This is a genomic window from Clostridium disporicum (assembly GCF_001405015.1).
GTDB lineage: Bacteria > Bacillota > Clostridia > Clostridiales > Clostridiaceae > Clostridium > Clostridium disporicum_B.
The window spans coordinates 117574-142274 of the sequence record NZ_CYZX01000011.1 but is presented as its reverse complement, the minus strand read 5'-3'; the positions used below and the strand labels follow the sequence as shown (position 1 = coordinate 142274).

25 protein-coding genes, 1 pseudogene and 1 other annotated feature are annotated in these 24701 nt (G+C 28.4%); of the genes and pseudogenes, 17 read left to right on the top strand and 9 right to left on the bottom strand.

Annotation, left to right across the window (positions count from 1 at the left end; all coding sequences use genetic code 11):
- Positions 1 to 113: 113 nt before the first annotated feature.
- Entirely contained in the window at positions 114 to 668 is a 555-nt protein-coding gene (locus tag ARA56_RS09280) for a hypothetical protein (RefSeq protein WP_055265994.1), read from the bottom strand.
- Positions 669 to 880: 212 nt separating this feature from the next.
- On the opposite strand from ARA56_RS09280, the gene ARA56_RS17025 reads away from it, so the two are divergent.
- From ARA56_RS17025 to ARA56_RS09240, 10 genes are all read left to right on the top strand, one after another.
- Complete coding sequence (locus ARA56_RS17025; RefSeq protein WP_269144303.1) at positions 881 to 1012, top strand: CPC_1213 family protein; 132 nt, start codon at positions 881 to 883, stop codon at positions 1010 to 1012.
- A gap of 18 nt (positions 1013 to 1030) precedes the next feature.
- A complete protein-coding gene (locus ARA56_RS09275; RefSeq protein ID WP_055265992.1) occupies positions 1031 to 1291 on the top strand; it encodes a hypothetical protein in 261 nt (86 codons plus the stop codon).
- Between the two features lie 31 nt (positions 1292 to 1322).
- A complete protein-coding gene (locus ARA56_RS16805; protein WP_172675757.1) occupies positions 1323 to 1490 on the top strand; it encodes a hypothetical protein in 168 nt (55 codons plus the stop codon).
- A 115-nt stretch (positions 1491 to 1605) separates the two neighbouring features.
- The gene (locus tag ARA56_RS09270) at positions 1606 to 5871 is read left to right on the top strand and encodes a 2-hydroxyacyl-CoA dehydratase (RefSeq protein WP_055265990.1); all 4266 of its coding nucleotides are present in this window, start codon (positions 1606 to 1608) and stop codon (positions 5869 to 5871) included.
- A 33-nt stretch (positions 5872 to 5904) separates the two neighbouring features.
- Positions 5905 to 6184: a binding site (T-box leader), on the top strand.
- A 118-nt stretch (positions 6185 to 6302) separates the two neighbouring features.
- Entirely contained in the window at positions 6303 to 8945 is a 2643-nt protein-coding gene (locus ARA56_RS09265; protein WP_055265988.1) for a valine--tRNA ligase, read from the top strand.
- A gap of 57 nt (positions 8946 to 9002) precedes the next feature.
- Positions 9003 to 10322, top strand: coding sequence for an MATE family efflux transporter (locus ARA56_RS09260; RefSeq protein WP_055265985.1), 1320 nt, complete (start codon positions 9003 to 9005; stop codon positions 10320 to 10322).
- Positions 10323 to 10365: 43 nt separating this feature from the next.
- Positions 10366 to 10581, top strand: coding sequence for a DUF3892 domain-containing protein (locus ARA56_RS09255; RefSeq protein ID WP_055265983.1), 216 nt, complete (start codon positions 10366 to 10368; stop codon positions 10579 to 10581).
- Positions 10582 to 10729: 148 nt separating this feature from the next.
- Positions 10730 to 12040, top strand: coding sequence for a bifunctional folylpolyglutamate synthase/dihydrofolate synthase (locus tag ARA56_RS09250; RefSeq protein ID WP_055265980.1), 1311 nt, complete (start codon positions 10730 to 10732; stop codon positions 12038 to 12040).
- Positions 12041 to 12113: 73 nt separating this feature from the next.
- Positions 12114 to 12824 (top strand): purine-nucleoside phosphorylase, encoded by a 711-nt coding sequence (deoD, locus tag ARA56_RS09245; RefSeq protein ID WP_055265979.1) that lies wholly within the window; start codon positions 12114 to 12116, stop codon positions 12822 to 12824.
- Positions 12825 to 12991: 167 nt separating this feature from the next.
- A complete protein-coding gene (locus ARA56_RS09240; RefSeq protein WP_070205677.1) occupies positions 12992 to 13609 on the top strand; it encodes a peptidoglycan recognition protein family protein in 618 nt (205 codons plus the stop codon).
- Positions 13610 to 13650: 41 nt separating this feature from the next.
- Here ARA56_RS09240 and ARA56_RS09235 read toward each other — a convergent pair whose 3' ends face one another.
- Positions 13651 to 13896 carry a TIGR03905 family TSCPD domain-containing protein gene (locus tag ARA56_RS09235; protein WP_055265978.1) on the bottom strand — a complete coding sequence of 82 codons (246 nt, stop codon included), beginning with the start codon at positions 13894 to 13896 and terminating at the stop codon, positions 13651 to 13653.
- A 168-nt stretch (positions 13897 to 14064) separates the two neighbouring features.
- Here ARA56_RS09235 and ARA56_RS09230 point away from each other — a divergent pair, with 168 nt between their 5' ends.
- Positions 14065 to 14940: a YncE family protein gene (locus tag ARA56_RS09230; RefSeq protein WP_055265976.1), complete on the top strand. Its 876-nt coding sequence runs from the start codon at positions 14065 to 14067 to the stop codon at positions 14938 to 14940.
- Here the strand turns inward: ARA56_RS09230 and ARA56_RS09225 are convergent.
- The gene (locus tag ARA56_RS09225; RefSeq protein WP_055265975.1) at positions 14937 to 15470 is read right to left on the bottom strand and encodes a DUF4364 family protein; all 534 of its coding nucleotides are present in this window, start codon (positions 15468 to 15470) and stop codon (positions 14937 to 14939) included. The genes ARA56_RS09230 and ARA56_RS09225 overlap by 4 nt on opposite strands.
- Positions 15471 to 15591: 121 nt before the next feature.
- On the opposite strand from ARA56_RS09225, the gene ARA56_RS09220 reads away from it, so the two are divergent.
- Both ARA56_RS09220 and ARA56_RS09215 read left to right on the top strand, forming a co-directional pair.
- Complete coding sequence (locus ARA56_RS09220; protein WP_055265974.1) at positions 15592 to 16344, top strand: polysaccharide deacetylase family protein; 753 nt, start codon at positions 15592 to 15594, stop codon at positions 16342 to 16344.
- 113 nt (positions 16345 to 16457) lie between these two features.
- Complete coding sequence (locus ARA56_RS09215; RefSeq protein ID WP_055265973.1) at positions 16458 to 17129, top strand: single-stranded DNA-binding protein; 672 nt, start codon at positions 16458 to 16460, stop codon at positions 17127 to 17129.
- Positions 17130 to 17181: 52 nt separating this feature from the next.
- On the opposite strand, the gene dapD is transcribed toward ARA56_RS09215, so the two are convergent.
- Positions 17182 to 17889: a 2,3,4,5-tetrahydropyridine-2,6-dicarboxylate N-acetyltransferase gene (gene dapD / locus ARA56_RS09210; protein ID WP_055265971.1), complete on the bottom strand. Its 708-nt coding sequence runs from the start codon at positions 17887 to 17889 to the stop codon at positions 17182 to 17184.
- Between the two features lie 141 nt (positions 17890 to 18030).
- On the opposite strand from dapD, the gene ARA56_RS09205 reads away from it, so the two are divergent.
- On the top strand, positions 18031 to 18570 hold the full coding sequence (locus ARA56_RS09205) for a cob(I)yrinic acid a,c-diamide adenosyltransferase (RefSeq protein ID WP_055266002.1): 540 nt from the start codon (positions 18031 to 18033) through the stop codon (positions 18568 to 18570).
- Between the two features lie 31 nt (positions 18571 to 18601).
- Here ARA56_RS09205 and ARA56_RS16800 read toward each other — a convergent pair whose 3' ends face one another.
- The 4 genes from ARA56_RS16800 to ARA56_RS09190 form a co-directional block, all read right to left on the bottom strand.
- Entirely contained in the window at positions 18602 to 18766 is a 165-nt protein-coding gene (locus ARA56_RS16800; RefSeq protein WP_172675756.1) for a hypothetical protein, read from the bottom strand.
- A gap of 94 nt (positions 18767 to 18860) precedes the next feature.
- Complete coding sequence (gene dapB, locus ARA56_RS09200) at positions 18861 to 19613, bottom strand: 4-hydroxy-tetrahydrodipicolinate reductase (RefSeq protein ID WP_055265969.1); 753 nt, start codon at positions 19611 to 19613, stop codon at positions 18861 to 18863.
- Between the two features lie 11 nt (positions 19614 to 19624).
- Positions 19625 to 20503, bottom strand: coding sequence for a 4-hydroxy-tetrahydrodipicolinate synthase (dapA, locus tag ARA56_RS09195; RefSeq protein ID WP_055265968.1), 879 nt, complete (start codon positions 20501 to 20503; stop codon positions 19625 to 19627).
- An 18-nt stretch (positions 20504 to 20521) separates the two neighbouring features.
- Positions 20522 to 21505, bottom strand: a complete 984-nt coding sequence (locus ARA56_RS09190) for an aspartate-semialdehyde dehydrogenase (protein ID WP_055265964.1) — start codon at positions 21503 to 21505, stop codon at positions 20522 to 20524.
- Positions 21506 to 21703: 198 nt separating this feature from the next.
- Here ARA56_RS09190 and ARA56_RS09185 point away from each other — a divergent pair, with 198 nt between their 5' ends.
- The 3 genes and pseudogenes from ARA56_RS09185 (at position 21704) to hslO (ending at position 23759) form a co-directional block, all read left to right on the top strand.
- Complete coding sequence (locus ARA56_RS09185) at positions 21704 to 21955, top strand: alpha/beta-type small acid-soluble spore protein (RefSeq protein WP_055265962.1); 252 nt, start codon at positions 21704 to 21706, stop codon at positions 21953 to 21955.
- A 138-nt stretch (positions 21956 to 22093) separates the two neighbouring features.
- A pseudogene (locus ARA56_RS09180) lies at positions 22094 to 22867 on the top strand (class I SAM-dependent DNA methyltransferase); the annotation flags it as partial.
- Between the two features lie 16 nt (positions 22868 to 22883).
- Positions 22884 to 23759 (top strand): Hsp33 family molecular chaperone HslO, encoded by an 876-nt coding sequence (gene hslO, locus ARA56_RS09175; RefSeq protein ID WP_055265959.1) that lies wholly within the window; start codon positions 22884 to 22886, stop codon positions 23757 to 23759.
- A 100-nt stretch (positions 23760 to 23859) separates the two neighbouring features.
- Here the strand turns inward: hslO and ARA56_RS09170 are convergent, their stop codons facing one another.
- On the bottom strand, positions 23860 to 24561 hold the full coding sequence (locus ARA56_RS09170; RefSeq protein WP_055265958.1) for a DUF6873 family GME fold protein: 702 nt from the start codon (positions 24559 to 24561) through the stop codon (positions 23860 to 23862).
- Positions 24562 to 24701 lie beyond the last annotated feature (140 nt).

The following is a 24701-nucleotide window of genomic DNA, read 5'->3' as shown; positions in this document are numbered from 1 at the left end:
TTATAACCTCCTATTTGTCGTGTCAAAAAACTTGTTCATTTAGAAATAATTTCATATAAATATATGAATAAAAAATAAAAAGACCGTCTACTGAAATGATTTTAAAAATCATTTCAGAGACAGCCCCTTTTTATGTTTATTGAATTTATTGAAAGGCCATTTTTTTCAGCTAAATTTTTATAAATATTTAAAGTGTTAATATCGGAAAAGAAAACAGGAAATTTTAAATCGTAATTTCCCCAAATTGTAAAAGGAAAAGTATTTAAATATATTGTGCAGAAAAATAATGCACGAGTATTTAAAATTGTTATAAAGTCCATTAAATTATTATTGTCTAGAGTAAAGTAAACAGAATCATCTTTAAGATTTTTTAGTTCTTGTAGTAAAATTATTTTATTATTATGATCAAGGGCTTCTAGTAAATGTAATATTTCTTCACCATTAAGATTTTTAAGGTAGAAGTCTATAATAATATGACCAGAGTTTAATAATAAAGTATCTTTAAAAAATTTTAAAAATCTATTTTCTTTCTCTGTAAAAGAAAGTAATTTATCATTGCATTCTAATATTCCATTGCTGAAATTATCTAAACCATCACTTATATTATTAAATCGAATGTTTATAAGTTTTTTAAAATTTTCTTTAGATATCGGATATAAATTATTCATTATTACCTCCATATAATTAATAAGTTTATTATAGTCAGATAAGATGATATTTAGCAATACAGTAGAGTTAAAAAATAAGATGATTATAGAATTTTATAACATGGAAGTAATGAGAGAAGCATCATCTTTATGAATATTATAAAACAAATGGAAATTTTCTAATAGGATAAGAAAAGAGAAGATGTACAAGATATAGATGAGGTGATATTTACATGGGAAATCAAATGAAAAAAACTAAAAAACAAAAGAAAAATATAAGTCATAATCCACAAGTGGAGAGCGTAAAAGCATGTTTTGGTGAACCAAAAGCTAAACCATATGATCCGACTGACTTTAAAATATAAATAAAAGGAAGTGTGAATATGGATAAATATGATTATGTTTTTAAATGGTTAAAAAGTGCAACTAAGCCCGAACGTCATATAGATGAGATGGAAGCTTTTGCAAAAAAACATCCGATAATATTTATGAAATTCCACAAAGATTCATCTAAAATAGTTAATAATGATATTAATGATGAAAAGTATATTAAAGCTAAAGAAGAATTAACTAAATTATTTGATGAAAATGAAGAAGATTTTAGACCTGTATTTAATGCGATTAAAAGCAAGTTTAATTATTAATAAATAAAAAATTATTTTATGAGGTATGTTTATGGATAATAATAAAAATAGAATGAAAGATAGATCTAAATCAAAAAATGAACTTAGAAAAATTGATCCTACAGGTAATTCAGAAGTAGGGATTGAAAATGGAGAAAAAATAGGTGCTCATGCACATAATAAAAAGAGTTATAAAACTTATGAATGGATGAATGATTAAATTTAGTGATGACATACAATTAAGTATGTCATCTTTTTTTATAATAATAATATTATTAATATATGTAACGTATATTTCAGATATATAAATAATTGATAGGAAGAGAGGTAGAATTATGTATAGAATAGGAATTGATGTAGGATCTACAACAGTAAAGTTGGTTGTTTTAGATAATAAAAATGAAATTATTTATAGTAAATATCAAAGACATTTTTCAGATATAAGAATAAGTATAGTGGATTTAGTTAAAAATGCATACGAAGCTTTAGGAAATATTGATTGTTCAATTGTTGTTACTGGATCAGGAGGGTTATCAGTTTCTAAATGGCTTAATTTAGATTTTATACAAGAGGTTATTGCCTGCTCTAAGACAGTTGAAGTCATGATTCCTGAAACAGATGTAGTTATAGAGCTTGGTGGAGAAGATGCAAAGATAACGTATTTTAATGGTGGCTTAGAACAAAGAATGAATGGAAGTTGTGCTGGTGGTACTGGTGCATTTATAGATCAGATGGCTGTTTTATTGAATACAGATGCTCAAGGATTAAATGAATATGCAAAATCTTTTAAAGTAATTTATCCAATTGCATCTAGATGTGGTGTATTTGCTAAAACAGATATTCAACCACTTATAAATCAAGGCGCACATAAAGAAGATATTGCTGCATCAATTTTTCAGGCTGTTGTGAATCAAACAATTAGTGGATTAGCTTGTGGAAAGCCTATAAGAGGAAATGTGGCATTTTTGGGAGGGCCACTAAACTTTCTATCTGAACTTAGAAATAGATTTGTAGAAACGTTAAGACTAACTAAAGAACAAACTATTACTCCTGAAAATGCAGAATTGTTTGTAGCTATAGGAGCCGCATTATTAAGTGATGAAAATAAACAAGTTTCTTTGAAAGATTTAGTTGAGAGTTTCAAAGGGATTTTAGCAATTAAAGAAAGTGATGTTAAAAGATTGACACCTTTATTTAGAGATGAAGAAGAATATAGAGTGTTTAAAGAAAGGCATAATAAAGCTATTGTAAAAAGAGGCGACTTATTAAGTTATAAAGGGAAAGCTTATTTAGGTATTGATGCTGGATCAACTACTACCAAAGTTGCATTAATAAATGATAAGAATGAGCTAATATATTCTTTTTATGAAGGTAATGACGGAGATCCATTAAAAAAAGTAATTAAAATTTTAAATGATATGTATAAAATAATTCCAAAAGACGTTGAGATTGTTAATTCTACGGTTACTGGTTATGGAGAGGATCTAATAAAAGCAGCTTTACATATAGATATAGGTGAAATTGAAACTATGGCTCACTATAAAGCTGCTAGTTATTTCTTACCGGAAGTAAATTTTATTCTAGATATAGGTGGACAAGATATGAAATCTATGGGGATAAAAAATGGGACTATAGATAGTATTCTTTTAAACGAAGCTTGCTCTTCAGGCTGTGGTTCATTTATTGAAGGTTTTGCTAAGTCTCTTGGCATGGATGTTAAAGAATTTGCAAAAGAAGGATTATTTTCGAAAGCACCAGTTGATTTGGGATCAAGATGTACAGTGTTTATGAACTCAAGAGTAAAACAAGCTCAAAAAGAAGGGGCTGAAGTTTCAGATATATCAGCAGGATTGTCCTACTCTGTAATAAAAAATGCTCTATTTAAAGTTATAAAAATGAGAAATGAAAATGATATGGGAGATAAAATAATAGTTCAAGGTGGAACTTTTTATAATGATGCAGTGCTTAGAAGTTTTGAGATTATTTCAGGTAAAGAGGTTATTAGACCAGACATAGCAGGCATAATGGGAGCTTTTGGATGTGCGATAATTGCAAAGGAGAGATATATAGAAGGAAGAAAATCAAGTATTCTATCTAGTGAAGAAATTAAGAAATTTCAGATAGAAACTGATTTTTCAAGATGTGGTAGATGCGGGAATAATTGTTTACTAACAATAAATAAATTTTCAAATGGAGAAGAATTTATTTCAGGTAATAGGTGTGAAAAAGCACTTGGTATAATTAAAAATAAAAATGAAGAAATTCCCAATCTATATAAGTATAAATACAAGAGAATATTTAGTTATAAACCATTACCAATAAAGGAAGCTAAAAGGGGTGTTATTGGTATTCCGAGAGTGCTAAATATTTATGAAAATTATCCATTTTGGTTTACTATGTTAACAAATTTAGGGTTTAGAGTAATACTTTCAGATGCTTCTAGCAAAAAGATATATGAGTTAGGTATAGAAACTATACCATCAGAGTCAGCTTGTTATCCTGCTAAGATAAGTCATGGACATATAATGAACCTTATCAATAGAGGAATAAAGACGATTTTCTATCCTTGTATTCCTTATGAAAAAAAGGAATTTAAAGATGCGACTAATCATTATAATTGTCCTATAGTAACATCTTATCCAGAGGTTATACGAACAAATATTGATGAATTAAAAGAGAGAAATGTTAAGATTATAGAACCATTTTTATCTTTGGACAATTATAAAGTTTTAGCTAAAAGAATTGTTGAAGAATTTAAAGATTATAACATATCTTTAGATGAGACTAAGGAGGCAATAAAAAAAGCTGCAGTTGAGAGATTAGAATGTAAAAGAGATATAGAGAAAAAAGGAGAAGAGGTTTTAGAATATTTAAAGGTAAATAACAAAAAAGGGATAGTTTTATGTGGAAGACCATATCATATTGATCCTGAAATAAATCACGGTATACCAGAAATAATTACATCTTATGGTATGGCAGTATTAACAGAAGATAGTATATCTCACTTGGGCAAACTAGATGATCCTTTAAGAGTTGTAGATCAATGGATGTATCATTCGAGACTTTATAGAGCAGCATCATTTATATCTAAGAATCCATATTTAGAAATAATACAATTAAATTCATTTGGATGTGGCTTAGATGCAGTAACAACAGATCAGGTATCAGATTTGATTATTTCAAAAGGAAAAATATATACAGCTTTAAAAATAGATGAAGGAAATAATTTAGGTGCAGCTAGGATAAGAATTAGATCTCTATATGCTGCTATAAAGGAAAGGGAAAGATTAAATTATAAACCGATAGAAGAGAAAATAGAATATAAACCACCTATATTTGTAAAGGAAATGAGAAAGAAACATACTATATTATCACCTCAAATGTCGCCTATACATTTTGATTTATTAGAAAAAGCAGTGAAAGAATGTGGATATAATGTAGAAGTATTACCAGCGATGGATGTTAAATCTATTGATGAAGGGTTGAAGTATGTAAATAATGATGCTTGTTATCCATCAATAATAGTAGTTGGTCAAATCATAAATGCTTTAAAGTCAGGAAAGTATGATGTAAATAATACTTCAGTATTAATAACTCAAACAGGGGGAGGCTGTAGAGCTACAAATTATATTGGGTTTTTAAAGATGGCTCTTAAAGATGCAGGATTTGAAAATGTTCCTGTAATTTCACTTAATGCGTTAGGTATGGGTGAACAACCTGGTTTTAAAATAACACTTAAATTTATAAGTAGAGCTATAATGGCTTTAGTTTATGGAGATTTATTTATGAGAGTTTTATACAGAACAAGACCTTATGAGAAAAATAAAGGTGATGCTGAGAGATTGTATGAATTCTGGAATGAAAAAGTAAAAGAAAATCTTGAAAATGGTAATAGAGGTATCTTTAATAAAAATATAAAAGAAATAATAAAAGATTTTGATAATTTAGAATTAAATGATATTAAAAAGCCAAGAGTAGGTGTAGTAGGTGAAATATTAGTAAAATATCATCCAACGGCTAATAATGATATAGTTAATATTCTAGAAAATGAAGGAGCAGAAGCTGTTGTTCCCGATTTGTTAGATTTCTTTATGTATTGCGCATATGATTCAGGATATAAAGCTGAGTATCTAGGAAAGAGTAAAATAAGTAAGAATATAGGGAATATAGTTATAAGCTATTTAGAGAGTTACAGAAAAGTTATGATAGAAGAACTTGCAAAAAGTAAAAGGTTTGATTCACCAAAGCATATAGCTGAATTAGCTAAATTGGCACAGCCAATTTTATCTATAGGAAATCAGACTGGTGAAGGTTGGTTTTTAACTGGGGAAATGATAGAGCTTATAAAAAGCGGAGTTAATAATATAGCTTGTGTACAACCTTTTGCATGCTTACCTAACCATGTGACAGGAAAAGGGATGATAAAGATACTAAGAGAACGATATCCGAATTCTAATATTGTAGCAATAGATTATGATCCAGGAGCATCTAACGTCAATCAAGTTAATAGGATAAAATTAATGTTATCAGTTGCAAAGAAAAATTTAGAATGTGATAGAGTTAGTAATAAAGAAATTGTAGATAATATATTGACAAAATAAAAAAAATATCATAGTATAAAGTAAAATTAATATATAAAAACTGTGAAAAAGAGGAGTAAGAATAGGAAGTATTAAGAGAGGAGGGCCTTGGCTGTAAGCCTTCTATATGAAATATTCTGAAGGTAGCTTTTGAGTTTCTTAGCTGAAATTATAGTAAGTTAAGACGGCTAATCTAGTCGTTATTAAATTAAGAGCCTGAGATTTAAAAAGGAAATATCTATTCATATTTAGTAGATGTAAGTTCCATTATCTAAATTAAAATTTAGAGTGTCACTCAGGAATAAAGGTGGTACCGCGAGTCTTCGTCCTTTTTTGGACTAAGGCTCTTTTTTATTTTTATGTAAAGTTAATTTTTGTAAAGTAGTCTTTATAAAGTAGTCTTTATATAAGAACTTTAAATATATAAGAAACTTATTCAGGAGGTTTTATTTATGGAAGAGAAAAAGAATTTATCTACAACGTATAATCCAAAAGAATTTGAAGAAAGAATCTATAAAACATGGGAAGAAAAGAAATATTTCACTCCTGTCGTTGATAAAACTAAAAAGCCATTCACAATAATGATGCCACCACCAAATATAACTGGTAAGCTTCACTTAGGGCATGCATTAGACAATACTATGCAAGATATGCTTATAAGATTTAAGAGAATGCAAGGATACTGCACATTATGGCTTCCAGGAACAGACCATGCTTCTATAGCTACAGAAGTAAAGGTTGAAAATGAACTTTTAAAAGAAGGTAAAGTTAAAAAGGAAATGGGAAGAGAAGCTTTCTTAGAAGAAGTTTGGAAATGGGCTGAAGAGTATAAGGGAACTATTAGAGGACAGCTTAAGAAATTAGGTGTTTCTTGTGACTTTACTAGAGAAGCATTTACTATGGATGAGAATCTAAATAAAGCTGTTAGAACAGTTTTCGTTAAGTTATATAATGATGGATTAATATATCAAGGAAACAGAATAACAAACTGGTGTCCAAAATGTACAACTGCTTTATCTGATGCAGAAATAGTTTATGAAGAAAAAGAAGGTAGCTTCTGGCATATAAATTATCCTTTATCTGATGGTTCTGGATACTTAGAAATAGCTACGACAAGACCAGAAACATTACTTGGAGATACTGCAGTTGCTGTTAATCCAAATGATGAAAGATTTAAACATCTTATTGGTAAGACTTTAAAATTACCTCTAACAGATAGAGAAATTCCAATAATCGGAGATGATTATGTTGATATTGAGTTTGGAACTGGTGCAGTTAAGATAACTCCAGCCCATGATCCAAACGACTTCCAAGTTGGGCAAAGACATAACTTACCACAAATTAGAGTTATGGATGACCACGGAGTAATTAATGAATTAGGTGGAAAATATCAAGGTTTAGATAGATATGAAGCTAGAAAACAAATGATTAAAGACTTAGATGAGCAAGGACTTTTAGTTAAGATAAAACCTCACACTCATAATGTTGGTACACATGATAGATGTGGAACTGTTGTTGAACCGATAATATCTCAACAATGGTATGTAAAGATGGAATCTTTAGCAAAACCAGCTATAGAAGTTGTTAAAGAAGGAAAAACTAAAATTGTTCCAGAAAGATTTGAAAAAATATACTTCAACTGGATGGAAAATATTCAAGACTGGTGTATTTCAAGACAATTATGGTGGGGACACAGAATACCTGTATTCTACTGTAACGATTGCGGACATATGATGGTAGAAGTTGATGCACCAACTAAATGTTCAAAATGTTCATCAGAAAACTTAAGACAAGATGAAGATGTATTAGATACTTGGTTCTCATCTGCATTATGGCCTTTCTCAACATTAGGTTGGCCTGAAAAGACACCAGATTTAGATTACTTCTATCCAGGAAATGTATTAGTTACTGGCTATGATATAATATTCTTCTGGGTTGCTAGAATGATATTCTCAGGATTATACAACATGGATAAGACTCCATTTGATACAGTGTTAATGCACGGTATTATAAGAGATGCGAATGGTATAAAAATGAGTAAATCTTTAGGAAATGGTGTTGACCCACTAGAAGTAATTGAGGAATTTGGAGCAGATGCTTTAAGATTTATGTTAGTAACAGGAAGTTCACCAGGAAATGATATAAGATATATTCCAGAAAAAGTTGAATCAGCAAGAAACTTTGCTAATAAAATTTGGAATGCATCAAGATTTGTTATGATGAACCTTGATACTGAATTAATGAATAAATATGCTGATTGTACAGAATACAGCTTAGCTGATAAGTGGATTCTTTCAAGAATGAATACTGTAGTTAAAGAAGTTACAGAAAACTTAGAAAAATATGAACTTGGTATAGCAAACCAAAAGGTTTATGATTTCATGTGGACTGAATTCTGTGATTGGTATATAGAACTTGTAAAACCAGTATTCTTTAGTGATAATGAAAAAGCAAAGGGAGTAGCTTACAACGTATTGTATACTGTATTAACTACAGGTTTACAATTATTACACCCAGCAATGCCATATATAACTGAAGAGATATATACTACTTTAACTAATGGTGAATCTATAGCAATATCTAATTGGCCTGAATGTAATGAAAGTTTAGTAGATGCAAAAGCAGTAAAAGATATGGATTATATCATAGAATCTATTAAGGGATTAAGAAACTTAAGAGCTGAAATGAATGTACCACCATCAAGAAAGGCTAAGGTTATTTGCTATATTTCTAATGAAGCTAAGGACGCATTCACAGCAGGTATACCATATATTGAAAAATTAGGTTCAGCTTCAGAAGTAGAATTTATAGCTGATAAAGCTCTTGTTCCAGAAAATGCAGTATCTTTAGTAGTTAAAGGTGGAGAGTTATTTATGCCACTTCTTGACTTAGTAGATAAGGATAAGGAACTTGAAAGATTAGGCAAAGAAAAGACTAAATTAGAAGGTGAAATAACTAGAATAGAAAAGAAACTTTCTAATCAAGGATTTGTTGCAAAAGCTCCTGAAGCAGTAGTTGAAGGTGAAAAAGCTAAGATGGCTAAGTATCAAGAAATGCTTGATGCAGTTTTAGTAAGAATTGAAGCATTTAAATAGTAGTATTGAGACTGTCTCGTAAGGGGCAGTCTTTTATATAGAAAATTAGGGGGAATCATGGATTTAGTAAAGGATGATGTAAAAAAATTATTTTTAAAATATTTCTTTCCAACGGTAGGAGCTGCATTAGTTACATCTATATATATTCTATTTGATACGATTTTTATTGGACAAGGAGTAGGTGGTGACGGACTTGCAGCTTTGAATATAGTGTTACCAATATACTCTTTAGTCTTTGGAGTTGGATATTTAATAGGAGTAGGTGGTTCTACTGTTTTAGGAATAGAAAGAGGAAGGGGGCATAATGATAAGGCCATAGATATATTTAGTTTATCAGTATATATATCTATAGCTTCAGCAGCACTTTTTCTAGTTGTGGGTAAATTTTTTATGGATGATATAGCCCTAATGCTAGGAGCTACTGATATAACTATTAGTTTGATAGAAGAATATATGAAAATAGTTGCTTTAGGTTTTGTTCCTTTTACAATAGGGTCTACACTTCAAGGATTTGTGAGAATAGATAAGAATCCAAAGCTTGCTATGATAGCTACAATTACTGGTGGATTAATAAATATTATATTAGATTATATATTTGTATTTCCTCTGAATATGGGAATGTATGGTGCAGGACTTGCAACAGTTCTTTCATATACTATAAGTATGGGGATATTGTTAACACATTTTTTATCTAAAAAAAATACTTTGAGACTAAATTATAGATGCTTTAGATATAAATATTTATCTAGAATAATTAGCAATGGAATTCCAAGTTTCTTTATAGAAATGTCTACAGGAGTAATAATATACTTATTTAATTTTCAACTATTGAAATTTATAGGAGAGACTGGCGTAACAGCATATAGCATAATATCTAACACAGCTATAATTTTTATTTCTATAAGTAATGGAATTTGTCAGACAATACAGCCTATAGTGAGTGTAAATATAGGAGCTAAAAAATATAAAAGATCTATGGAGTTTAGAAAGATAGCATTCTATGTTGCTATTATATTTGGATTAACGGCTACTATTTTAGGGTTTTTATTCCCAGAAGAATTGATTAAAGTATTTGTAACTCCAACTGAAGAGATAAAACAAATTGCAGTTGTTGCCATTAGAATGTACTTTACAGCATTTATAATAATGGGAGCGAACATGGTATTAGCTGGATACTTTCAAGCTATAGAGATGCCAAAAGTAGCAATAATTATTTCATCATTACGTGGGTTAATAGTTGTAGGAATATTAATATTTGTATTACCATGTTTTTTAGGAGTAAGTGGAATATGGCTTAGTGTACCGATAACAGAATTAATTACTTTCATTGTAGCTATATATATAAGTAATAGAACTTTTAAAGAAAAATACGTATAAAATATCTGTACTAGCTTAAAATATTACTAAGAGGTGATGTTTTATGGCACAAAGAATTACAGACACTATAAAAGATAGTAGTGGAGAAATAACTCATTATATATTAGATAGTGGAGAAAAGCTTGAAAAAGCAGATGGTGTTAATAGAGCAAAAAATGGCGAGATTGAAGGAGTTATAATTGCTCATTCAAGAAAAGGTGAGGAGTACCTAAGAACTAAGCCAGATGGAAATGAAGGAAATAACCTATCTTCATTATAAAATATAGATATTAATCATAGATACCATTAATATTTTAATGGTATCTTTTTATTGTGTAAAATTTGATATTTTAAAAGTTTTTATTTATAATTATGTCTAAATAATGGGAGTAAATATACATTAGATTTTAAAGCAAAGAGGTAAAAAGATGAATTATAATGAAGCAATGAAATACATAACTGAAGTTGGAAATTTTGGGTCGAATTATGGACTAGAGAGAACTTTTAGATTATTAGAACTTTTAGGAAATCCACAAGATAATTTGAAATTAATACATGTTGCAGGCACTAATGGTAAAGGGTCTACCACAGCAATGATAACAAAAATGCTAAATGGATTAGGATATAAAGTTGGTATGTATACTTCACCTTTTCTGGAAGAGTTTGAAGAGAGAATTCAAATAAATGGAGAAAATATTCCTAAAGATGTTTTAGCGGAACTGGTGACTTATATTAAGCCCTATATAGATAAGGTTGAAGAGGAAGGATATGGGCACCCAACTGAATTTGAAATGATTACTGTTTTAATGCTTCTTTATTTTGAAAGAGAGAAGATAGATTTTGGAGTAGTTGAAGTTGGATTAGGCGGAAGATTAGATTCAACTAATGTAATTATCCCTATAGTATCAGTAATTACATCTATTAGCTTTGATCATACTAATTTATTAGGAAATAATCTAAGAGAAATTGCTGGAGAAAAATGTGGAATAATAAAAAGAAATATTCCTACTATAGTATTTCCTCAACAGGAAGAAGTTATGGATGTAGTTATTAAGAAATGCGAAAAAGAAAATTCAAAGTTATATATAGTTAATTTTAATGATGCCGAATTATTAGATATTGTTAAAGGTGATAAACCATTTCAAAAAGTAAAGATAAAAGGCGAAAAAGAGTATATATTAGAATTACCTTTATTAGGAGAGCATCAAATATATAACTTAGCTTTGGCTATAAAGGTTATGGAAGTTGTAGAGAAACAAGGATTTATACATTTAAATAATAAAGCGATTGAGAATAGTGTAAGAGAAGTAATGTGGAAGGGAAGATTAGAAGTATTAAGTAATAATCCCTTAATAGTTATTGATGGAGCACATAATATTCAAGGAATAACTACTTTAAAAAATAATATACAAAAATACTTCAATTATAAAGATGTATATTTGATTTTAGGTATTTTAGCCGATAAAGATGTAGAGATGATGGTTAAAGAGATTACACCATTAGCTAAAAAGGTTTATGCTGTAACTCCACACTCTATAAGAGCTGAATTAGCTCAAGACTTAAGAGATGAAATTATAAAGTATAATGAAAATTGTAAAGCATATGAAGATTATGAAGAAGCATTTAATAATGCTTTAAAAGATGCAAAAGAAAATGATTTAATAATTGCAAGTGGATCATTGTATATGATTGGTGATATGCGAAAATTAATTACTAGAAATTATATTAATAAAAAATAAAAAGCCTGTATTTACTATTATATTAGTATGTAATATACTATGTATAATACATGAGTTGTTAGGAGGAATAAATATGTCAAAACATTTACATATTATGGCTAAAGAAGGTTCTATAGCAGAAACAGTATTGCTACCAGGAGATCCTTTAAGAGCGAAATTTATAGCTGAAAATTTTTTAGAAGATGTAGTTTGTTATAATGAAGTTAGAGGAATGTATGGTTATACAGGAACATATAAAGGTAAAAGAGTATCAGTTCAAGGTACAGGAATGGGATTACCTTCACATTCTATTTATGTAAATGAATTAATACAATTTTATGGTGCTAAGAGATTAATAAGAATAGGTTCAGCTGGATCTTGTAACGATAATGTGAATGTAAGAGATATAGTACTTGCTCAAAGTGCATCAACAAATTCTGGAATTAACAAAAGAAGATTTAATGGTTTAGATTATGCACCAAGTGCTAATTTTCAATTATTATATGAAGCTTATAATATAGCAAAAGCAAAGAATGCAAATGTAAAGGTAGGAAATGTTTTATCAAGTGATTTATTTTATGATGATACAAATCATTTTTCATTAAAGACTTGGGCAGAATATGGTGTATTAGCAGTTGAAATGGAAACTGCAGAGCTTTATACACTTGCTGCAAAATATGGAGTAGAAGCTCTATCTATACTAACAATTTCAGATCATATTTTTAAAGGAGAAGAAACTTCACCAGAAGAAAGACAAAATACTTTCACAGATATGATGGAAATTGCTTTAGAATTAATAAAATAGTATTTTAAAGGAAAAGATTTTTAATCTTTTCTTTTTTTATTTACAAATTATAAAATAAAAGTAATTAATTTAGGTGATTGTACTAGAAAAGATTATTTTATTGGTTAAAATATAACGGTTCTCTTCATGTGAAAATTATAATAGATATAATATGAAGAGGTGTTTTTATGAAAAATGGATTAAAATATATAACATATATAATAGTGATTGCTTGTATAATATTTTTATTTAAACCTAAAATTTTAAAAGCTGTTGGATGGAGCTATAAAGATATATACAATGTTAATATTAAAACAGAAGAAATTGAGAGTATGTATAAGGATTTAGATATACAGTATTTAAGATATGAATGGGCAGAAGAATTAGATATTGATAATGAACCTACAATATTGGTTTATCATCATACAGCAATAAAGAACATATCTCCAGAAGATATAGATAAATTACATAAAAATAAAGGTTGGAAGGGAATTGGATATCATTATTATATAAGGAAAGATGGAACTATTTACAAGGGAAGAGAGGATGAGGCTGAAGGATCTCATGTGAAAGGATATAATAAGAAATCTATAGGTGTTTGCTTAGAGGGAAACTTCGAAGAAGAGTATTTAACAGATGAACAAATAGAAGCGTTAAAGAAGCTTTCAATATATATATGTTTAAAATATAATATAAAGGATATTCTTCCTCATAAAGAGTTAGGAAATACTCTTTGTCCAGGAAAGAATTTTCCATTAGAAGAAATTAAAAATGATATTATAAAAGAGCTTAAAAGTATTAAGTAATAAAGAAAAAAGAGTCGTTTTAAAGCAACTCTTTTTGTATATTAAGCATTTTTCATTGATAATAAAGCTTTAGCTAATTGATCAGGGCAAGAAGTTCCTTTAGAACCACATTGAATTCCTTGTAATTTATCAATTGCATCGTTAACATTCATACCTTTAACTAGTGAAGAAATACCAAGTAAATTTCCAGCACAACCTCTTACGAAATTAACATTTTCAATTTTATCATCTTTTACATCAATATGTATTTCTGTTGAACAAACACCAGAAGTCTTGTAAATATACATTTAAATGCCTCCCCATAATAAGTAATAACAATAATATTATAAATCCTTATACAATAAAAAGAAAGAATCAAAATAAAATTATGTAATATTGAAAAAATGTGCCAAGTTTTATAAAGATGCATATATTAAAAGTACAAGAGGTTTCAACCTAAAGGAGGTGAAATAAGGGTGAACTCTATATTAGTTTGTAACACAGGAGCAGATTCCCTTTCAAGAATTATTTTAAATGATTTGCATTTAGAAAAGATAACATTTAATTTAGGTGAGAAACCTATAGGACCTAATGGAATCGAGGTCTATGATGATGGGTTTATAACTACTAATAGTTACAGTGACTCAATATCATTTTTTGATAAAAAATATCTTAAAGAGATAAAAAATGCAAAAATAGGACCATCGCCTAATGATTTAATAGTATATAAAAAGAAAGTTTATACTATTTGTGGGGAATCAAATTCAGTAGTAGTATATGATATTCTAGAGGATAAAGCATTATATGAAATTGCTACAGGAAGCTGGCCTTATAGCGTAGAAGCTGATATTGAAAAAGGAATAGCATTCATAGCAAATTTTGAAAGTAATGATATTACAGTTATTAATATGGATAATAATAATGTTATAAAAAAGATAGATGCTAATGAGTATCCTACAAAGGTATTGTTATCTAAAGATAAAGAATTTTTGTATGTATGTGAAAGTTACTTAGGTCATGATAAAAGTGGTTTTTTAGATGTGATTTCAGCTAAAACATTAAAAAGTATAAAGAGAATTACTGTAGGTAGTTCCCCTATGGATGTTATAGAGGGGGAGGAAAACATATATGTATCAAATTTTACTGATGGAACAATAAGCGTAATAAATAAGGGCAACATGATTCTTCAAGAAAGTATATATGTTGGAGGAATGCCTAAAGGAATGATTACTCATGAAAATAAAATATTTGTTTCAGATTACTTAAAAGGAAAGATATATGTTATAGAAAATAACAAAATAAATAAAGTCATAGCAATCGAGTCTGAACCCAATGCCATGACTTTGTTTTAATCTTCATCAGAAAATAAACTTTGCATAATTCTAGTATAAATATCTGAAGGATTATCTTTCCATTTGCTGCATAATGCTTTAGCTTGAGATTTTGTTGGAACAGACACCTTCAAGTCGATTAATAGCATCTCATCTTCGAGAGCTTTAAGATTAACAATAAAAGAATCGCTATTTTCTATAGTATAATCGCTATAAATAGTTAATTCCTTTTTTATATTATCAATTACTGAGGAGATATAATTATCAATTATATCTCTTTTTATTGGTGAAATTCGTTGCGTGAAGAACGAAAGCACCTTTTCACCTTTAGTAGTAATCGTTAAAAGCTTTTTATCATTTTTTTCTATATATTTTAGAAACTCAGAAGATAATAGCTCAGTTATATATTGCTGTAAAGTAAAATAATTAATAAAATTATTTTCTAAAATTATTTCAGTTAACTGAGTATTTGATATTGGATGCTTTAATGATTTTATAACATATAAAACTAATAATTTATTTTCTGCTAATTCTGCTGAATTTTCGTACATACTAAACCTCCATTATATAAGGGTCTATTTTATTATAACATAAATTTAGAATTGTGGAATAATATAGGCATTAATATTATAAATAAAGAATATAAATTATTATGGACAAAGGAGGAGTGATATGTTTAGAAAAAGAAAGATTATAATAGCTATATTTTTGATTATTGGAACTATGGTTACATCTATTATAGGAGCAAAATCTATGTTAGTTAATGGTAATCTTGATAAGAAGCCTATTTTTAAAGTGAATACAGATAAAAAGCAAGTGGCATTAACCTTTGATGTTAATTGGGCTGAAAATGAATATCTGTATGACATATTAGATGTACTAAATAAATATAATGTAAAAGCGACATTTTTTGTAATGGGCAAGTGGATTATTTATCCAGAAGGGAATAAAGAAAAGCTAATAAAGATTAATGAGATGGGACATGAAATAGGAAATCATAGTTATGTTCATCCAAGTTTTTCAAAAATTGATGAGACTAGAATGTTAGAGGAATTAACAAAGACAGATAATATTATATACGAAACTATCGGGGTCAAGCCTACGCTATTTAGATTTCCAAGTGGAGATTATAATGATAAAGCATTACAATTTGTTTTAGAAAATGGATATAAATGTATACAGTGGAATTGTGATTCGGTTGACTGGAAGCAATCAGGTAAAGATATTGAATATGAAAGAGTTATGAAAAATGTAAGCGCTGGATCAATAATGCTATTTCATAATAATGCAAAGTATACTCCAAGTAATTTAGATAGAATAATTCCTAAACTCCAAGAAGAAGGATATGAATTTGTTACAGTTGGAGAGCTTACAGATTATGATGAGTACTATATAGATGAAAATGGAGAGCAACATAAAAAATAAATATTAGAAATATATTGAAATTGAAGATAATATTGTATTATAATGGAAATAAATCCTTGTGGGGTAAAAGCAATAAAAAATCAAACTAATTACTAAGGGAGAGAGGGGTAACGATGGATAATTTGATGTTAAATAACAAGATTTATCTTGAAGGAAAAATTGTAAGTGAATTAGAATTCAGTCATGAAATGTATGGAGAGGGATTCTATACTTTTTACATGGAGGTGCCAAGGTTAAGTGATTCTGTAGACTTATTAAATATTACAATATCCGAAAGGCTTATAAGTAATATGAATATATCTGTAGGAAATGAAATAATAGTTTTAGGACAATTAAGATCTTATAATAAGTTTGTTGATGGTTCTAATAAACTGATATTAACTGTGTTTGCTAGAAACATAGAGCCATGTATAGAAAGAAGTAAAAATCCAAATGAAATATTCTTAGATGGATATATATGTAAAGAACCTGTTTACAGAAAAACTCCGTTTGGAAGAGAAATCGCAGATGTTTTATTGGCTGTAAATAGAGCATATAATAAATCAGATTATATTCCAACTATAGCTTGGGGAAGAAACTCAAGATTTTGTCAAACACTTGAAGTTGGAGATAATATAAGGGTATGGGGTAGACTTCAAAGTAGAGAATATCAAAAAAAGGTAAATGATAATGAAGTAATCAAGAAGATTGCATATGAAGTATCTATATCTAAGATGGAAAGAGTTACAGAAGAAACAGAAAATAATAATACTACTACTTCTCCATCTGAAGAAGGTGCTGTATAATTCATTTATATAAAAAAGGAGCTAATAAGCTCCTTTTTTATATTATAAAATATTAACGTAAATCATCTATAAATTTAGTTTTGCTTTTAGTTTTAGCATCTACATTTTTTATTATTTTAGCGGGTGTCCCTGCAACAACAACTCCAGATGGAACATTTTTTGTAACAACAGAACCTGCGGCTACAACAGAACCTTGACCTATTTTGATACCTTCTAGTATAACTGCATTTGCACCTATAAGAACATCATCATCTATAATGCAAGGTTCTTGGCTTGGAGGTTCTAATACTCCGGCGATTATAGCACCAGCTCCTATATGAACTCTCTTACCAATTTTCCCCCTAGCGCCAATAACTGCATTCATATCAACCATGGTATAATCACCTATTTCTGCTCCGATATTAATTATTGCTCCCATCATTATAATCGAGCTTTTACCTATCTTAACACCCTCCCTAATTATAGCTCCAGGTTCAATTCTGGCATTTATTGAAATGATATCTAATAGTGGAATAGCAGAATTTTTTCTATCAGCTTCTAGACGATAATAGTTAATATTCTCTTTGTTATCAATTATAAACTTTGATATGTATTCAAATTCACCGAATAATATATAAAAGTTATTAGAGCCATACCACTCTATATTTTTATCGTTAATATCATTTAGAGAACCATTTATATAAGCTTTTATTGGTGTAGATTTTTTTATGTTTTTTATATATTTGACAATCTCATCATGATCATTAAAGTTATAACTCATAATATCCTTCCTTTCAAGATTTAGATTAAATAAATTAATCGTAATTATTATAATTATAATAAAGAAATAATAAGAATATGATTAAATGAAAATTATTTACTAAAGTATAAGTTTGTAATAAAATTTTTAAGAGGAGTGATTATTATGAAGCTAGAAAAAGGATTAGTTCAGGTATACACAGGAAATGGGAAAGGTAAAACTACAGCATCTATAGGCTTAGGAATAAGAGCATATGGTAACGGATTAAAAGTTATTATGATACAGTTTTTAAAAAGTGGTATTACTGGAGAACTAAATGTTTTAAATAATTTAGGAGAAAATTTTAAAGTTTATAGATTTGAAAAAGAAAAAGATTTTACTTGGAATCTTACTGATGAGCAAAAAGAAGAGTTAAAGAAAGAAATAACAGAGGGATTCGATTTTGCAAAGAAGGTAGTAAAAGAAGATCTGTGTGATATGTTAATTTTAGATGAAGTTATGGCATCTGTTAACGGAGGATATATTAAAGAGGATGATGTGGTAAAATTAATTGAAAACAAGCCAGAGAATATGGAAATTGTTTTAACAGGTAGAAATGTACCTAAATCTATAGCAGATAAAAGTGATTTGATAACAGAAATGAAAGATATAAAACATTACTTTAATAAGGGTGTTCCAGCTCGTAAAGGAATAGAATTTTAAATTAAAAAGAAGAGTTTTAAAACTCTTCTTTTTAATTTCCTGCAGGATTATAGTGCTCGCTAGATACACCTTCTCTCTTTACTGATTTATGCTTTCTATTAGGGTTATGATTATGACCTTCTTCGGTTATTGGAGTTTGATAATTACATTTTTCCATTCTAGCGTATTTATTATCGGGTTGACTATCTTTTGGCATATTAAACCTCCTATAAATTGTTTTACAATTATAGTATGTCTATATGCTATAAATATTATTAATAAAGATGATAAACATTAGTTTAGGCCTTTAATTAAAAATTAAGCATACTTTCCATATCATATAATCCAGGAGATGTAATTTTACTCATATACTCACAAGCTTTTAAAGCTCCAATAGCAAATACTTCCCTTGAAATAGCTTTATGGGTTAATTCAATTACTTCGCCGGTTCCAGCAAAGATTATTTCGTGATCACCCACTATTGAACCACCTCTTATTGCATGTAGAGCTATTTCTTCTTTTTTACGTTTATTTTTACCGTAGCGTCCATAAACAAAATTAGTTTTAGTGTCTATAGAGTTAGATATTGTATTAGCTAGTAATAAAGCTGTTCCACTAGGAGAGTCTACTTTTTGGTTGTGATGCTTTTCTATTATTTCAATATCATAATTATAGTATAAGAGGGGAGTAATTTTCTTTAAAAGTATATTTATTAGATTAATACCGTAAGACATATTAGCTGATTTAAAAATAGGAATAATATCAGCTTTTTCTTTTATCAAATCTAAGTCACTAGAGCTATATCCAGTAGTACATAATATTAATGGCTTTTTTGTTTTTTCGCTTAATAATATTAAGCTTTCTAGAGCTGTTGGTCTAGAAAAATCTAATAATACATCATAGGTGGTATTTATATTTGATAAGGAAGTAAAAACAGGAAATTGAGTATCACAAGGATATTTATCAACACCGGCTATAATATTTAAGTCTGGAAATTGACTTATAACATCTGTTATAACTTTTCCCATTTTTCCACAACATCCATTTAAAAGAATTTGAATCATAAAAACACCCCTTAAATTAAATTATAATTTTCTAAGGTTTTAAATAATTTAATTTTATTTGTATCATCCATTTCATAAAGTGGAAGTCTTAAATTTCCAACATTTTTTGATAATAAGTTAAGAGCTGTTTTAACAGGAATAGGATTGGTTTCTATAAACAGCATATTACAAAGCTCTAAATAGCCTAGTTGTAGTTTTAAAGCTTCATCATAATTTCCATTTAAAAATTCTGATGCAATATTATGAATTACTTTAGGAACTATATTAGCAGCCACTGATATAACACCAAGGCCACCTAATGACATTATAGGAATTATTTGATCGTCATTTCCAGAATAAATATCAATTGAATCACCACAAAGTGCTTTCATTTTAGCAATTTGACTAATATTACCGCTAGCTTCTTTTATAGCAATTACATTATTTAAAGTAGATAACATTAGAAGTTGGTCAGGAGTAATATTCAACCCTGTTCTACTAGGAACATTATATGCAATAATTGGAGTGTTTACAGAATTGTTAATTGCTTCAAAATGCTTTATAAGACCTTTATTATTAGTTTTATTATAGTATGGTGTAATGATAAGTAGGCCATCAACACCAACACTTTCTGCATATTTGCTCATGTTAATGGATTTAGTAGTATCGTTAGTACCTGTACCAGCAATAACTGGTATTCTATTTTTTACTACATCTACTGTGAATTTAATTGTATTTTTCCTTTCTTCTTCTGTCATAGTTGTAGCTTCACCAGTTGTACCACAGATTATTATAGCATCAGTTCCTTCAGAGATATGCCATTCAAGCAATTCTTCAAGTTTATTATAATTAACTCCAGAATCATTAAAAGGAGTAACTATTGCAACTCCAGAACCTTTAAAAATTGACATAATATGACCTCCTATAAATTATTTTATTAATGTTTCAAGGATTTGCACCGCATTTAAAGCAGCACCTTTTCTCAAGTTATCGCCTACAACCCAAAGATTAAGACCATTTTCAATGCTAAAATCTCTTCTGATTCTTCCAACAAAAACATTATCTTCTCCATCTACAATAATAGGCATAGGATATTTTAATGATTCTTTTTCATCATAAACAGTTAACCCACTAGTGTTGTTGAAAATAGTTATTATATCATCTAAATTATAACTATTTAAAAGCTCTACATTTATGCTCTCGCTATGACAGTTTAATACTGGAACTCTAACTGTCGTAGCTGTAATTTTTAAGTCATTATCATGAAGAATTTTTTTTGTTTCATTTATCATTTTTATTTCTTCTTTTGTATATCCATTATCTAAAAATACGTCAATTTGAGGGATACAATTATTAAAAATTTGATAAGGAAATTTAGTAGGGGTTATTCCAGAAGCACCATTTTTTAAATCGTTAATTCCTCCAATTCCTGCGCCAGATACAGCTTGATAAGTTGAATATATAATTCTCTTTAGTCCATAATTATCTTTTAATGCCTTTAGTGGAATCATAGCTTGTATTGTTGAACAATTTGGATTAGCAATTATACCTTTATGGTTTTTTAAATCTTCGGGATTTACTTCTGGAACTACTAGAGGAACATCATCATTCATTCGCCAAGCATTAGAGTTATCGATGACGATAGCACCATATTTAGTGAAAAGTGGAGCAAAGTATAAACTTGCATCACCACCTGCAGAAAAAAGAGCATAATCAATTTTTTTATCTTTTATATTATTTTCACTAGTTTCTTGAACTAAATAGCTATTACCTCTAAATTTAAGATGGGTTCCATTAGACTTTTTTGAAGCGAAAAGGTAAAGCTGATTAATTGGAAAATTTCTTTCTTCTAAAATACTTAGAAATTTTCTTCCAACGTTGCCGGTAGCTCCGACTATTGCAATATTGTACATAAGTTATCCTCCTACAAATAAGTAAAATAAATTTAAATTAAATAATCTTTATTTAGGAATTTTTAATCTAATTAAGTTAATTATTCACCATAGTAACAATATATGAGGGACAACTAAATAAGTTATAAAAATATAGGGGGATAAATATAATGTTGTTGGAGAAAATACATATAACAAATTTATTAAAGGGGAACTAATATGAGTAAAACACCATTAAAAAAAATTATTAAATCAAAATTAAAAAGTAATAAAGAATTAACACCTGAAGAGCTTTTAAGAGAAAAAATAAAATATGAAATAGCAGATGAATTAGGATTAAAGGAGAAAGTTGATGAGTATGGATGGGCAGGTTTAACAGCTGAAGAAACAGGGCGTATTGGAGGTATTATGACTAAAAGAAAGAAAGAATTAAAAATACCTACTAATGATGAGATCTTAGGTAGAAAGTAAATTAAATGTTATTTAGCATAAGAATAAAAAATATGATAAATAGAAGTTTCGGTTATCGTTGACTAAAAGTACTTTTACATATATTATAGTTTGTAGAAAAATATAGCTTTGGGTTAGTTATATTTCTACAAATTTTACCTAAATAAATCACTACAAGTGAGGGGGGATTTTATGGCATATGGTGAATTCGCCAAAATCTACGATGAACTTATAAATGAAGATATAAATTATGATGAAATGGTTAGTAGAATAATTGATATTTGTAAAGAAGAAAATATTAATTTTAATAACTATTTAGATGTAGCTTGCGGAACTGGAAATGTTACTATACGCTTAGCTACAAAATTTAAAGATGTTTTTGCTGTAGATTTATCAGAAGATATGCTACGTGAAGCTTTTGAGAAGTTTAAAGTTAATAAGATAAAAGGTAAAGTAATATGTCAAGATATGACTGAGTTAAGATTAAATAAAAAATTTGATTTAATAACATCAGTTCTGGATTCTACAAATTACATAATTGATGAAGAAGGAATAGTATCTTATTTTCAGTCTATAAATGAGCACCTAAACGATGATGGAATATTTATATTTGATATAAATTCATATTATAAACTATCACAAATATTAGGAAACAATATATATACATATAGTGAAGAAGAAGTTTTCTATACATGGGAAAATACTTTCGAAGATAGTTTGCTTTCAATGTTCTTGACCTTCTTTGTTAAAAATGGAGATTTATATGAAAGATTTGAGGAAGAACATTTAGAAAGAGCTTACAAAGAAGAAGATATTGAAAAATATTTAAAACTTGCAAATTTAGAGATAATAAATAAATTTGATGGATATACTGATTGTAAAGTTAAAGCGGATAGTGAAAGATTAGTGTATGTTGTAAAGAAGAGTAGATAATTTGGAGGGAAGTTAAATGAAAGATACAATTATAACAGCGACAGCTAAAGAAGGAATGGTTAGAATTATTGCAGGGTCAACTACAAATTTAGTTGAAAAAGCACGTGAGATACATGAATGTACACCAGTTGCAGCAGCAGCTTTAGGAAGATTGTTAACTGCAGGTGCTTTACTAGGAAGTACATTAAAATCAGAAAAAGATGTAACTACTCTTAAGATAAATGGTGGAGGAGATGCAGAAGGAGTAGTTGTAACTGCGTATAAAGGTGGTATAGTTAAAGGATATATAGGAAATCCTTATGGAGATTTACCATTAAACTCAAAGAATAAATTAGATGTTGGTGGATATATAGGAAAAAATGGAAATTTAATTGTGATTAAGGATTTAGGATTAAAGGATCCATATGTAGGGCAAGTACCAATATTTTCAGGAGAAATAGCTGAGGATTTAGCTTATTATTTTACAGTTTCAGAACAAACACCTTCTGCTGTAGCGTTAGGAGTTTTAGTTAATACTGATTATTCAATAAAATGTGCTGGTGGTTTTATAGTACAAATGATGCCAGGTGCTGATGATTTATTAGCAGATGTAATAACATATAGATTAGAAGAGATTCCGTCAATAACGACTCTTCTTGATGAAGGTAAAACAATCAAAGAAATAATAGAATATATTTTTGATGGTATGGATCTTAAAATATTAGAAGAAGTTGAACCTGAATTTAAGTGTAACTGTTCAAGAGAAAAAGTTGAAAAGGCATTAATATCTATAGGAGAGAAAGAGCTTAGAGAAATTGCTGAAGAAGGAAAAGATGAAGAGTTAAAATGTCATTTCTGTAATGCTAGCTATGTATTTACAAAAGAAGATATACAAAAATTATTAAATAGTTAATGTTTTACACCACTAAATTGTTATAGTTTAGTGGTGTTTTTTAATAACAAAATATATTCAACTTTTAAGATACTTATACGTATTATATAAAAGAGTAAATTTACAGACATAGTAAGCTGCCTCTATCAATTAACTTGCCTTCATGTAAATAAACTGGAGTAATATCATATTTGTTTAAAAAATGTTTTATTTCTTTTCCATATTTATATTTGTTTAAATTACCAAAAAAGGCTAAAGAGTTATCGGATATTTTTCCACCAACGCCACCAATAAAACCATAATTTAGTCCCGGTAATAATATATCTCCAGGAGGAAGTAGTAAAATATCATAACCTTCAGTTTTTAAAGTATCATATATTCCTTTATCATTTGTTATGATAGCTTTATTTCTAACCGGTAGTATTGAGCATTTAGAATAGCCTTGTTTAACGTTGATGAACTTTTTATTATCCAAGGAAGAGATAAGATTCTTATCTGTATATTTAAAATTATGGATAATATCATCGTCTAATATTGCGGCGTTTAACATGATATTTCCAGGATATTTTTCTGCAAGAGAACTAAAACTTTTTATATAGGTAATATCATATAGTTTAAGTTTTTCAATAAAAGTATCATCAATATCTTTTTGTATAATTATTTTTTTTTCTTTTTTATCAATTATATTTAATTGTATATCTACGTGACCATCAATAGCATCATATAATATTGGATTTTTTGGTACTTCTATAAAGTTTATATTAAGTTTTGATAGCGAATTTTTTTCAGTTGTTGTAGTTCTATAATCAATAAATGCAACCATATAAGCCCACCTTTAATAATTTTAATATAAACGTATATGAAAAATAATAAAAAATCAAGGGTTGTTTACCTAAGATTGATAGTATATAGATAATTTTTTTATACATACTATTATTAAGAAGGGAGTGAAATCTATGATAG

Excerpts from the sequence above, each read along its gene's own strand:
- ARA56_RS09280 (WP_055265994.1), bottom strand. The coding sequence starts at position 668 with ATGAATAATTTATATCCGATATCTAAAGAAAATTTTAAAAAACTTATA.
- ARA56_RS17025 (WP_269144303.1), top strand. The coding sequence starts at position 881 with ATGGGAAATCAAATGAAAAAAACTAAAAAACAAAAGAAAAATATAAGT.
- ARA56_RS09275 (WP_055265992.1), top strand. The coding sequence starts at position 1,031 with ATGGATAAATATGATTATGTTTTTAAATGGTTAAAAAGTGCAACTAAG.
- ARA56_RS16805 (WP_172675757.1), top strand. The coding sequence starts at position 1,323 with ATGGATAATAATAAAAATAGAATGAAAGATAGATCTAAATCAAAAAAT.
- ARA56_RS09270 (WP_055265990.1), top strand. The coding sequence starts at position 1,606 with ATGTATAGAATAGGAATTGATGTAGGATCTACAACAGTAAAGTTGGTT.
- ARA56_RS09265 (WP_055265988.1), top strand. The coding sequence starts at position 6,303 with ATGGAAGAGAAAAAGAATTTATCTACAACGTATAATCCAAAAGAATTT.
- ARA56_RS09260 (WP_055265985.1), top strand. The coding sequence starts at position 9,003 with ATGGATTTAGTAAAGGATGATGTAAAAAAATTATTTTTAAAATATTTC.
- ARA56_RS09255 (WP_055265983.1), top strand. The coding sequence starts at position 10,366 with ATGGCACAAAGAATTACAGACACTATAAAAGATAGTAGTGGAGAAATA.
- ARA56_RS09250 (WP_055265980.1), top strand. The coding sequence starts at position 10,730 with ATGAATTATAATGAAGCAATGAAATACATAACTGAAGTTGGAAATTTT.
- deoD (WP_055265979.1), top strand. The coding sequence starts at position 12,114 with ATGTCAAAACATTTACATATTATGGCTAAAGAAGGTTCTATAGCAGAA.
- ARA56_RS09240 (WP_070205677.1), top strand. The coding sequence starts at position 12,992 with ATGAAAAATGGATTAAAATATATAACATATATAATAGTGATTGCTTGT.
- ARA56_RS09235 (WP_055265978.1), bottom strand. The coding sequence starts at position 13,896 with ATGTATATTTACAAGACTTCTGGTGTTTGTTCAACAGAAATACATATT.
- ARA56_RS09225 (WP_055265975.1), bottom strand. The coding sequence starts at position 15,470 with ATGTACGAAAATTCAGCAGAATTAGCAGAAAATAAATTATTAGTTTTA.
- ARA56_RS09220 (WP_055265974.1), top strand. The coding sequence starts at position 15,592 with ATGTTTAGAAAAAGAAAGATTATAATAGCTATATTTTTGATTATTGGA.
- ARA56_RS09215 (WP_055265973.1), top strand. The coding sequence starts at position 16,458 with ATGGATAATTTGATGTTAAATAACAAGATTTATCTTGAAGGAAAAATT.
- dapD (WP_055265971.1), bottom strand. The coding sequence starts at position 17,889 with ATGAGTTATAACTTTAATGATCATGATGAGATTGTCAAATATATAAAA.
- ARA56_RS16800 (WP_172675756.1), bottom strand. The coding sequence starts at position 18,766 with ATGCCAAAAGATAGTCAACCCGATAATAAATACGCTAGAATGGAAAAA.
- dapB (WP_055265969.1), bottom strand. The coding sequence starts at position 19,613 with ATGATTCAAATTCTTTTAAATGGATGTTGTGGAAAAATGGGAAAAGTT.
- dapA (WP_055265968.1), bottom strand. The coding sequence starts at position 20,503 with ATGTCAATTTTTAAAGGTTCTGGAGTTGCAATAGTTACTCCTTTTAAT.
- ARA56_RS09190 (WP_055265964.1), bottom strand. The coding sequence starts at position 21,505 with ATGTACAATATTGCAATAGTCGGAGCTACCGGCAACGTTGGAAGAAAA.
- ARA56_RS09185 (WP_055265962.1), top strand. The coding sequence starts at position 21,704 with ATGAGTAAAACACCATTAAAAAAAATTATTAAATCAAAATTAAAAAGT.
- hslO (WP_055265959.1), top strand. The coding sequence starts at position 22,884 with ATGAAAGATACAATTATAACAGCGACAGCTAAAGAAGGAATGGTTAGA.
- ARA56_RS09170 (WP_055265958.1), bottom strand. The coding sequence starts at position 24,561 with ATGGTTGCATTTATTGATTATAGAACTACAACAACTGAAAAAAATTCG.